The organism is Streptomyces sp. NPDC002130, assembly GCF_040296465.1.
Lineage (GTDB): Bacteria > Actinomycetota > Actinomycetes > Streptomycetales > Streptomycetaceae > Streptomyces.
Map to the genome: position 1 here is coordinate 1 of NZ_JBEOXI010000259.1, position 11118 is coordinate 11118.

The 11118-nt window shown below is 66.5% G+C and carries 8 protein-coding genes; 5 read left to right on the forward strand and 3 right to left on the reverse strand.

Features of this window, described 5'->3' with window-relative positions; all coding sequences use genetic code 11:
• On the reverse strand, nucleotides 1-1331 hold a 1331-nt coding region (gene eccD, locus ABT116_RS33940; protein ID WP_502983984.1), incomplete at its 3' end, for a type VII secretion integral membrane protein EccD.
• Between the two features lie 315 nt (nucleotides 1332-1646).
• Here eccD and eccCa point away from each other — a divergent pair.
• From eccCa to ABT116_RS33965, 5 genes are all read left to right on the forward strand, one after another.
• Complete coding sequence (eccCa, locus tag ABT116_RS33945) at nucleotides 1647-5618, forward strand: type VII secretion protein EccCa (RefSeq protein WP_351641751.1); 3972 nt, start codon at nucleotides 1647-1649, stop codon at nucleotides 5616-5618.
• A gap of 20 nt (nucleotides 5619-5638) precedes the next feature.
• Nucleotides 5639-5869: a DUF6199 family natural product biosynthesis protein gene (locus tag ABT116_RS33950; RefSeq protein ID WP_351641754.1), complete on the forward strand. Its 231-nt coding sequence runs from the start codon at nucleotides 5639-5641 to the stop codon at nucleotides 5867-5869.
• 84 nt (nucleotides 5870-5953) lie between these two features.
• Complete coding sequence (locus ABT116_RS33955; RefSeq protein ID WP_351641756.1) at nucleotides 5954-6403, forward strand: hypothetical protein; 450 nt, start codon at nucleotides 5954-5956, stop codon at nucleotides 6401-6403.
• A gap of 5 nt (nucleotides 6404-6408) precedes the next feature.
• On the forward strand, nucleotides 6409-8583 hold the full coding sequence (locus tag ABT116_RS33960) for a hypothetical protein (RefSeq protein ID WP_351641759.1): 2175 nt from the start codon (nucleotides 6409-6411) through the stop codon (nucleotides 8581-8583).
• Nucleotides 8576-9253, forward strand: a complete 678-nt coding sequence (locus tag ABT116_RS33965) for a hypothetical protein (protein WP_351641761.1) — start codon at nucleotides 8576-8578, stop codon at nucleotides 9251-9253. Before ABT116_RS33960 ends, ABT116_RS33965 begins: the two co-directional genes overlap by 8 nt.
• Nucleotides 9254-10354: 1101 nt before the next feature.
• Here ABT116_RS33965 and ABT116_RS33970 read toward each other — a convergent pair.
• Nucleotides 10355-10657 (reverse strand): WXG100 family type VII secretion target, encoded by a 303-nt coding sequence (locus ABT116_RS33970; protein WP_184908386.1) that lies wholly within the window; start codon nucleotides 10655-10657, stop codon nucleotides 10355-10357.
• A gap of 88 nt (nucleotides 10658-10745) precedes the next feature.
• A partial coding sequence (locus ABT116_RS33975) for a WXG100 family type VII secretion target (RefSeq protein WP_351641765.1) occupies nucleotides 10746-11118 on the reverse strand: 373 nt, incomplete at its 5' end.

Sequence of the window (11118 nt, forward strand, 5' to 3'; positions counted from 1 at the left end):
ATCGCCGCGACGAGCCAGATGGTCCGGATGTCGAGGTCGGCGCGGTCGCCCGTGAGGGCGTCGCGGACGACCGAGTGCGGTGGATTGAGTGCCAGCCCGAGGCCGAGCAGCACGAGAGAGGCGAGACCGGCGGCCAGGACGGGGGCCACCTGGCCGGTGTACCGGAAGAGATGGGCGCGCATCAGCATGGCCAGGCCGGTCGCCAGGGCGAGTAGCTGGGCCCAGACGTTCGAGGAGAACCCGAGGACCGCCGAGGAACCGACGGCGATCAGCGCGCAGCCACCCACCAGGCCGACCAGGAGTTCGTGTCCGCGCCGCGCCTTGGCGGCGACCCGCTCGGCGTCGACCGGCTCCTGAGGGGAGGGGTCTGGGTCGTACGCGCTGCGCGGCACGGTGTTCGGGGTGTCGAAGCCGATCGGGAGCCGGGCGAAGCGCATCGACAGCCCCGGCAGGAAGGCCAGGCCTCCGACGGCGATCGGGCTGCACAGGGCAGCGATCTCGGAAGGCGTCCAGTCGGCGAGGATCGCCGCGAACACGGCGAGCAAGCCGATGGCGGCGGCCACGAGGAAGGCGACGAACGGGCTGTCCCCGCTCGGCGAGCACAGGGTGAGCAGGACCGAGGCCAGCAGCACCGCCGCGCAGGCGAGGAGGAACTGAAGTTTGCCGATGCCCTGTCCGTCGGCGAGCGGCAGGAGACCCGAGCCGGCCACGCCGACGTTGGGGAGGGCGCCGAGACCCAAGGCGATGGCCCCGGTCCGGTCGTCGTAGACCCGGGCGCGCACGCAGGCCAGGACCACCAGGACGACACCGGCGACGCCGGCGAGGATGCCGGGCAGGCTGTTCATGTCGTGACGCGGGTCGCCCATCCAGGCCACGAAGGCCAGCAGGACCGGCAGTACGCCTCCCCCGACGAGACCCGCCGCGCGCGTCAGGTCGCCGCTCCACAAGATGCGCTCGCTGGTCACGGCGGAGGCGACCGCCTCGGAGACGTCGTCGAAGACGGCGGGCGGCAGCGACTCGGAGAACGGGCGCAGCGCGAGGAGCTCGCCGTCGAGGATGCGCTGGGCGGCGAAGGAACGGGCACTGTCGAGGACGGTGCCGTCCCGGCGGACCAGGTGGTAGCCGACGGGCGCGCCCTCGCCGGGACTTTGCCGGGCGAGTGTGAGGATCTCCGGATAGAGGTCGGCCACCGGGATGTCGTCGGGCAGCGCCACGTCGATCCGGCTGTCGGGCGCGACGATGGTGACGCGGCAGAAACCGAGACCCGTGCCCGCCCCGGCGGGAGTTCCCGTACCGGGTCCCCCTCCGGTGGCTGCCGCGGAGGCCGTCATGCTCACCTGCTGCTCCCCCTCAGTGATGAATCTTTACCTACGGTCGTGGAAGTCCTGCGCGGCTTTCCCCGTCCCGTGTGACCGTCAAGCGGGGAGGTCCTGGGAACGGCGGAGGCCGTCGCCGGGGTCCCGCGGCCCGCCGGATCTGACGGAATGCGCCATTTACCCCGGCTCAACTCACGTGTGCCGAAGCGAACTTCCGGCACCCTATCGCCCCTTGCGTCCAGGGGAGTCAGTAGGATCGCGCGGCGGCCTGCGTCCGCCTGACACGGGGCGGCGGACGGACTCTCGGGCTGGTCGAGGGAATGGATGCCAGTGAGCCACATCGTCGTGAAGCGCCCGCCTCGGGTGCTGCCGTCCGAAGTGTCCACGCAGGACATCGTCCTGCAGCCTCCACCGGAACTACCCCGGGGCCACCGGGAGAGCGTGCTGATGCAACTCCTGCCGACGTTGGGCATGGGTGGCTCGGTGGTCTTCTTCTTCACGAGCGGGCAGCCGTTCATGAGGATCATGGGCATGGTCATGATCGCCTCGACGATCGCCATGTCCGTCGCGATGGTGATCCGCTTCCGCCGCGGCTCCCAGGGGGAGCTGGCGGACATGCGCCGCGACTACCTGAGCTATTTGGCACAGACCCGGCGCACGGCCGTCGACACGGCGAAGGCACAGCGTGACGCGCAGTACTTCCTCCACCCCTCCCCCGAACAGCTGTGGGCCCTGGTCGCCGAGGGCAGCCGGGTGTGGGAACGACGCCCCGGCGACGAGGACTTCGCCCAGGTCCGCATCGGCCTCGGCTCCCAGGCTCTCGCCAGGGCCCTCGTCGCGCCCGAGACCGGCCCTGTCGAGCAGCTCGAGCCGCTGACCGCGGGTGCCATGCAGCGCTTCCTCTCCGTCCACAGCACTCTGGAAGACCTGCCGATGGCGGTCTCGTTGCGTGCGTTCTACCACGTCACGATCAGCGGCGATCCGCAGTCCGTACGGTCCTCCGCCCGGGCCATGGCCGGCTCGCTGGCCGCGCTGCACTCCCCGGAGGATCTGCTCATCGTGGTGGCTGCGGGCCGCGAGGCACTGCCCCACTGGGAGTGGATCAAATGGTTGCCGCACGTCCAGGCGCCCGGTGCCGTGGACGGAGCGGGCAGCCGCAGGCTGATCGACAGCGACAGCCGCGAGCTGGAGAACCTGCTCGCCGGCCGGCTGACCGGCCGCCCGCGTTTCCACCCAAACGCGGCGCCCCTGCCGGAGGAGCCCCACATCGTCGTCGTACTCGACGGCCTCTCCCTGCCGCCGGACTCGGTCCTGGCCAATCCCGAAGGTCTCCAGGGCGTCACCGTCCTCGAGGTGGTTCCCGGCGATCTGAGCACGGGCGGCGAGCTCTCCATCGTCGTACAGCCCGAAGCGCTGCACCTGGAGTCGGGGCACGGTGTCGTCTACGAAGGAATTCCCGACGTCCTCTCCTACGAGTCCGCCGAAGCCCTCGCCCGGCAGCTGGCCCCGCTGCGGATGGCCTCGGGCGGGGACGACGACGAACCGCTGCTCGCCAACCTGGAGTTCACCGACCTGCTGAACCTCGGCGACGCGGCATCCGTCGACCCCCAGCGCACCTGGCGGCCGCGTTCGCTGGCGGAGCGGCTGCGGGTGCCGATCGGTGTCGGCGAGGACGGACGCCCCGTGATGCTGGACCTCAAGGAGGCCGCGCAGGAGGGCATGGGCCCGCACGGCCTGTGCGTCGGTGCCACCGGCTCCGGCAAGTCGGAGCTGCTGCGCACACTGGTACTGGGCCTCGCGGTCACCCATTCGTCGGAGACACTGAACTTCGTCCTCGCGGACTTCAAGGGCGGCGCGACCTTCGCCGGTATGGCGCAGATGCCCCACGTGGCAGCAGTCATCACCAACCTCGCGGACGACCTCACCCTGGTCGACCGCATGGGCGACTCCATCCGCGGCGAACTCAACCGCCGCCAGGAGATGCTGCGCGACGCGGGCAACTACGCCAACATCCACGACTACGAGAAGGCCCGCGCGGCTGGTGCGGCCCTGCAGCCCATCCCGTCATTGGTGCTGGTCATCGACGAGTTCAGTGAGCTGCTGACGGCGAAGCCCGACTTCATCGAGATGTTCGTGCAGATCGGCCGCATCGGCCGGTCGCTCGGTGTGCATCTGCTGCTGGCGTCGCAGCGCCTGGAGGAAGGCCGCCTGCGCGGTCTGGAGACCTACCTGTCGTACCGGGTCGGGCTGCGCACCTTCTCCGCGGCGGAGTCCCGCGCGGCGATCGGCGTCCCGGACGCCTATGAGCTGCCGAACGTCCCGGGCTCCGGCCTTCTGAAGTTCGGTACGGACGAGATGGTGCGTTTCAAGGCGGCCTACGTCTCCGGCGTGTACCGCTCGGGCACGCAGCGAGCCGCGCTGGGCGGCGGGCCGCTGCCGATGAACCGGCGGCCGGTGCTGTTCACGGCGGCCGAGGTGCCGGTGCAGTACATGGCTGTGCCGCCCCAGCGCTCTGCGGCTTCGGACGGTCCGGAGGTCGACGACGCGCTCGCCGACACCGTGCTCGACGTGATCGTGCGCCGGCTGGAGGCCCAGGGCCCGGCGGCTCACCAGGTGTGGCTGCCGCCGCTGGACAGTCCGCCGCCGCTCGACGGGCTCCTGCCCGGCCTCACAGCGGTGCAGGGCCGCGGCCTCACACAGCCGGGCTACGAGGGCGCCGGCCGCCTGGTCGTACCGGCGGGCCTGGTGGACAAGCCCTACGAGCAGCGCCGCGACCCGCTGTGGGTCGACTTCTCCGGCGCGGCCGGCCACATGCAGATCATCGGCGGCCCGCAGTCCGGCAAGTCGACGCTGCTGCGCACCCTGATCTCGGCGTTCGCGCTCACACACACCCCGTACGAAGTGCAGTTCTACGGCCTCGACTTCGGTGGTGGCGGCATGTCGGCGGTGGCCGGACTGCCGCACGTGGGCGGGGTCGCCTCGCGCCTGGATCCGGAGCGGGTGCGGCGCACGGTGGCCGAGGTGTACGGCGTGCTGAACCGCCGCGAGGAGTACTTCCGCTCCGCGGGCATCGCGTCGATCGCGGACTTCCGGGCCAGGCGTGCCCGGGGCGAGATCTCGGTCACGGATCAGCCCTGGGGGGACGTGTTCCTGGTCATCGACGGCTGGGGCAACTTCCGTGCGGACTACGAGGCGTTGGACCAGGTGATCCACGACATCGCGGCGCGGGGTCTCGGTTACGGCGTCCACCTGATCCTGACGGCGTCTCGTTCGATGGAGGTCAGGGCCAACCTCAAGGACCACCTGATGAACCGCCTGGAGCTGCGGCTCGGCGACACGATGGACTCCGAGCTGGACCGCAAGGTGGCCGCGAACGTCCCGGCGGGGGTGCCGGGCCGCGGACAGGCACCGCAGAAGCTGCATTTCATGGCGGCGGTGCCGCGCATAGACGGGCTCACCTCCGACACGGACCTGGCGGACGCCACGGCCGCTCTCGCAACCGAGGTCTCCCGGCACTGGCAGGCCCCCGGCGCTCCCGAAGTCCGGCTGCTGCCGCGCGAGTTCCCGGCCGATCAGCTTCCTCCGGGCGATCGCTTCCCGCGCCGCGGCGTCGCCTTCGCCCTCGACGAGGACAACCTCGAACCGGTCTTCGTGGACTTCGAGCAGGACCCGTTCTTCCTCGTCTTCGGCGAGAGCGAGTCGGGCAAGTCGAACCTGCTGCGGCTGCTGATCCAGCAGCTGACGCAGCGGTACCCGGGCGACGAGGCCAAGCTGTTCGTCATCGACAACCGGCGCTCGCTGCTGGACGTGACGCCGTCGTCCCACCTCGCCGAGTACATCCCCATGTCCAACTCCATGGACCATCACATGGCCGCCCTGGCCGACCTGATGAAACGCCGCACGCCCACAGCCGACGTCACGGCCCAGCAGCTGCGGGACCGCAGCTGGTGGCGCGGACCCACGGTGTACGTCGTCATCGACGACTACGACCTCGTGGCCACGTCGAGCGGCAACCCGCTGGCGGGACTGACGGAGCTCTTGCCGTTCGCCCGGGACGTGGGGGTGCGGTTCATCATCGCGCGGTCCACGGCGGGTGCAGGGCGGGCGTCGTACGAGGCGTTCATGCAGCGGGTGAAGGAGCTGGGGGCGCAGGGGGTCGTGCTGGCCGGCGATCCGGGTGAGGGGGATCTGCTCGGTGGGGTGCGGCCGCGGCCCATGCCTGCGGGGCGGGGGGTCTTCGTGTCTCGGCGGAGGGGGAGGCCGTTGGTGCAGATTGGTTTGACACCGGAAGGGACATTTTGATGGTCGGGGTAGGAATCTTCATGCTCCTGCTCGCCGTCTGGCTCGGCGGGATGGGCATGCTCGATCAAAAGGCGCTCTGGTGGCGCTTCCAGGCACGCCGTTTCAGTGACCCAGAGGCGAACGAACCGTCAGAAGCAGGGTACAGAGCCCGACGAATTCTCCTGCTGTCACTCGCGGCGGTGATGGTCGTGATGGCCGTGTGGTGGTTCACCAGCATTGATTACCTCGAGTCTGGTGGGCTTGAGGGTTGAGACGAGCGGACCAGTCACAAGCCCTTGTGCAGGTGCGAGTAGCGACTCGGAAGGGCGACGACACCCCGGGGGAAGGGAACACCGATGGCGTGGGATGAGTGGGAACAGCTGAAGTCCGAGGCGGCGGAGCAGCAGTCGAAAACGAAGATGCAGCTGAACCAGTACCCGGCCGACCAAGGGGGAAGCGGCACCCAGGGAGACCTCGTAGCAAGTCAGAAGGATCTCGCGGCGGTCGGTAAGGCGGCCCATGACCTCTTCACGGACTTCACGGCCTACAGCGGCCATGCGCGTGTGGCCTCTGAGGCGGCCGCTGGCGGACTCAAAGGGGAGGGATTCGCCCTGGGAGGCGCGCTGGAGCATGTGACTGAGCGCTGGAGCCAGCAGACCAAGACCTTGCTGGACGCCTGTGCCCACATCTCCAACCACCTGCGCTTCACCAAGAATCAGCACGCTGCCGATGAGTCCTACATCGCCGGCACGGTCAGCAGCATCGCCCTGCTCGACGAGGGCTTCGACGACCGAAAGGGTCACTGACACCGATGGACCTCGACGCGCTGCGCCACGGCAACTTCTCGAAGCTCGGTGAAGCGATCACCGACTGGGAACAGATGACGAAGAAGCTGTCGGACCTGCAGAAGGACGCCGAGACGAACCTGAAGTCCAAGGCCGACAAAGCCAATTGGGTGGGTGTCAACGCCACCGTCAGCCGCGAGTTCATCGCCAAGACCGCCGCCGAGTTCGCCGATGCCCACACTCAGGCCGACTCCATCACCAAGATCCTTAGCGACACCCGTGGTGAGCTCATCGGATACCGCACCCAGCTGAACGAGGCGATCGCGCGCGGTACACGGCAGAACATGACCGTGATCGATACCGGTGAGGGCACGTTCACTGTCACAGGGAACACCCGGCCCGACTGGGCATCCGACCCCAGCGGAAAGACTGGAGCGGCGGACCAGAAGGCAGTGAACGCCCTCCGTGAGGAGATCGAAGGCATCCTGACCAAGGCGACGCAAAGCGACAACAGTGCCGCGAAGGCCCTAAGGCTTATCGTCGACCAGGCGAAGTACGGATTCAGCGACGCCTCCTACTCTGACCGAGACTCCGCCGCCAAGGCTGTCGCGGCCGCGGAAAAGCTGGCAGGCATGGCCAAGAAGCCATCCGACATGAGCCTCACTGACATCGCCAACTTCAATCGCACGATGGAGAATTACAAGGCCGACCCTCTGTTCGCGGAGCAGTTCGCGAAGAGCCTCGGGGCCAAGGGGGCGCTCCAGTTCTGGATCGAGATGACTACCGCCCACGCCGGCGCCAGGGGCTCGGAACTCGAGACCATGAAGAGCCTGCAGCAAAACCTCGGCCTGACCCTGGCCACGGCGTCCTTCTCGGACTCGGACGCCATGCAGCACTGGAAGAAGGACCTTGTCGCCGAGCGCAACACAAACTTCATCGCCGCAAATTCATCCAACCCTGTCGGCGCCCTAGGCTCCCAGGTCATCAGCAGCCTCATGCGCAAGGGCGAGTACGACACAGAGTTCCTCGACAGCTACCGGGAAAAGCTGTTCAAAGCGGACAAGGGAGCGGGGGACGCCGGCACCCGCGACCTTTGGGTCAAGGGATACGACTCGCTGGACCTCGTCTTCGGCGACGGCAACGGGCGAGATCCTTTGGAAGGGCTTTTCGAGGGCCTGTCCCACAATCCCGAGGCGGCGGTGCACGCGTTCGAGTCCAAGTCGGACCTGGATCACATGCTGGGTACGACCAGGTACACGGACCGGGGCGAGGCTCTCGGGCGGGCTCTGGAGGCCGCGGTGACAGGGGTCGCCGCCGGTGACTACACATCAGCGGCCCCTCCTCACAACACCCAGCAAGTCCAGATCATGGCTAACATCATGAACGCGGTGGCACAGCCCGGCGGAGGCTCGGACCTGGTGGGCAACGGACTCGGTGAAAGTCTCGGGGACATGGCGGCTTCCTATATGCCGGAGATGAGCCGGGCCTTCGGAGGCCCCAACTCGGAGGTGTTCCTCACCAACAGCGAATCTCCTGAGGCGCTGGAAACGGCGGACGTGACGCGATTCCTTTCGGCGGTATCTCTAGATCCTGCCGGAAGAGCCGGGATTATCATTGGTGAAAGCGTCTACACCAGTGGCCTCTTGGATGCACACCTCTCTGACCCATCTCTATTCGATGGCCCTCGCGGCCAAGTCCTTGAAAACATCGGCAGAAATGCAGGCATCATCGAGGGAATTGTCGGGCATTCTGTGGCAGATGAAAGCGTTCAAGCCGCCGTTGATGGGGAGTCCGACTACAATGACGCCCTGCAGAAGAAGGGAGATTTCATTAAGACGTGGATCGCGACCGGCTTGGGATATGGATCCGTCTCCCTTTTCCCTGGTAGTCACGCGGCGGCCGGTGCCGCAGTTGGAGGATTTGCTGGCGGGGTCGTCGGCTTGGCCGTCGATCGCTTCATTGAGGGCCAGGAATTGAAAGGCGCTCGGGATGAGGCCCTGTATGCGAGCGCCAAGGACCTCTATGATATGAGGGATTCGGTCAGCCAGCAGACACAATGGTCGACCGAGGACGCTCTTGAGCAGCATCACGTTGATCTCCCCAAGAACGGGACCAGCGACACCGTGCGCGTCGCAGTCAATCAGGGTTGGGACGACGCCAGTGAATTCCTGAGCCGATCCAAGGAGCGCCCGAGTGGCTAGGATCGCTGCGAGTAAGGAACGGTTTGCGACCGCTGAGTACACCGCCAAAGGATTTGTCATCTCCCTGACGGTGCTCTGTCTCGTAGGCGCTGCCGCCTGGTTCGGATACGTACAGATCTTCACCAAAGGACTTGAGCGCCTGCCGCCCAAGGTGTGCGACGGGGCCGTCGATCGCCAAGTGGTGATCAGGACACTTCCGCGCACACGCACAGCGGAGGAGGGCGCCAGCCAGCGGCATGAGAGGGAGGGCATTATGTTCTCCTGCCACATACACACCAGCGCCGGATCGATTCTCTCCGGCATGGCGCGCGTCGAAGACGCTTCAGTGCGGCAGTGGCTCAACCACTACAGGACAAGTACCCGTGGCGATGCCGTACGTGTTTCCGTCGGTGACGTCGAGGCCTTGGCCGAACTCGACTCGAGTAGTGGCAGCTCCTCCGTCTACATCCCCTGCGTCCCTCGGGGAGTTCGAGCCAAGGACGCGAACGAATCGTACGCGATCATCGCCGAAGCCGGCGTGATCGGGCACGGAAGAGTTTCTGGAGCAACGCTTCGCCAAGCGGTAACCGACTTCACCTATCAACTTACCAAACACACTTACGAACTGGCTGAATGCCAGAACCCCCGCACCTTCCCTGAAAAGCTGCCCCGTTACGAGGACCACATATGACAGACGAGGAGATCATCAGGCACTTCGACGGACGCGGCCGCGTACAACTGCAGTTCCCTTACACCACGAGTGCCGAACGATGTCGCCGTATGGTGGCGATTGCCCACGCGCTCGGCTACAAGCCGCTGTTCACCGACACTCTCGGCCGCCGCGATTTTCCCCGCTTCTACGAACGCGACGACACTCCCGATGCCCGCCGCCGGGCAGAGCAGACCATCGAACGGCTGCGCGCGGGCGGCCCAGTATTGCCGGCGCTAGAGCCGCCTCCACCTCCGCCTCCGCCGGTCCCACCACTCACCTCGCACCAGTCACCATTGCGCCCCCGGCAGTCGTTGGAACCCAAACCGCCTCCACCGCCGGGTCTCCCAAGGCCTCGGATCCCGTCCCGGCCAGCCTATCCGCCTCCGCCACCGCCTCCGCCTTCCATTGCCCCGGACTCTTCGTCGTAACAACGTTCAAAACTTGGCCTCAGCGGGAGGTAGCGCGCGCTCCGGCACTCGCATGCGCGGAGCGGTGGAGCTGACGGAATAGCGACAAGGCCCTTTCCCCCGCTCGATCCCGAGTTACTGAGACTGCGCTGCGTACTGCGGCGGATTCGCGAGCTGTCGCGGCGGAAAGGCACGGGGCGGCTTCGCACCCGCCCTCTCCCCGCGTGACCGCGACACTAGGCGGGCCCACGCGAGCGCGAAGGCGGATCTTGTGAGCGGTCCGACAGAGAAGCAGGCAGCATTGGGGGATTTGGCCTCAGCATCGGCGCAAAAGAGATGGTGCCGAGTAGTGGATTCCTAGCCTTTCCGCCCCCATGGGGGCCAACGGCCACCAGGTCTACGGCAAGCAGGGGCTCCACGGACAGCATGAAAAATGAATCCCATTACGCTTTGGTGCGGCCGCCGAGTTCAGACGAAAGCTTGAAACCGGCCGGAAGTCCAAGCGTTAGACCTACCTAAGGCCCGTCGCCCTGGACACGATCCTGATCGTTGCGCCACAGGAAGTGCACCGAGCTGGTCTTCTCTCCTTACACCATGGAGAAACGCGGCTGATCAACAATGCAGGGTGGGCACCTCCCGTGCGTGCCCACCCTGGTTTTGCAGCTGTGCGCTCCTACTGGAAGTAGCTGGCGCCCTTCAGGTCGCCGCCTCGGTAGTCACCGCCGGCGGTGTGGACTCGCTGCGAGATGTTGACCAGCGCCTGGTGGATGCCCCGCGCGTGTGAGTCCCACTGCTTGGACTTCTTCTGGAACTCCTCGTACGCTTCGCCGCCCCAGCCCGCGGACACGTTGAGCACGGCCTGCTTCAGGGCCTCGAGGTCCTCTTCGAGCTTCTTTGCCTGATTGCCGAGCTCGGTGGCGAGCGCATCCATCGTGCCGTATGTGACGGCAAGTTCGTCGTAGTGGGCTCCGGACATGTTTCCCTCGTTTCTGTGCAGATTTCAGCCGGACTGCGCAGCCCGGACCGCGGTGCGGCTCGCTGCCGCCGATGGCTCGTCGGTAGCCTCAGTAGCTGTTGAGCGCCGAAGTCTTTCCACCGAGATCGTCTACGGAGATCTGCTTGAGGTCCGCCTCGATCTGGTCTTCGAGGTTGCGCTTGTCGGTCTTGTTCAGGTTGATGCCCTCGAGGAAGTCATCGAGCATCTTGCCGATCGCGACCATGTGCTGGTTGATTTCCGTCTGCTTCGTGTTGAACGCCTGGGCGCCCTGTCCCCTCCAGGCCTTCTCGATCATGTCGATCGTGCCCTGCAGCTTCGCGAGCGATCCCCTCATGTTGTCGTATCGATCGACGACCTCTGTCTGAAGCCTCTGTACGTCGCTTTCATTAAGCTTGCGGTCGACCATTTCGGCACTCCCCTTCGTAAGAACTGTGGTTCGT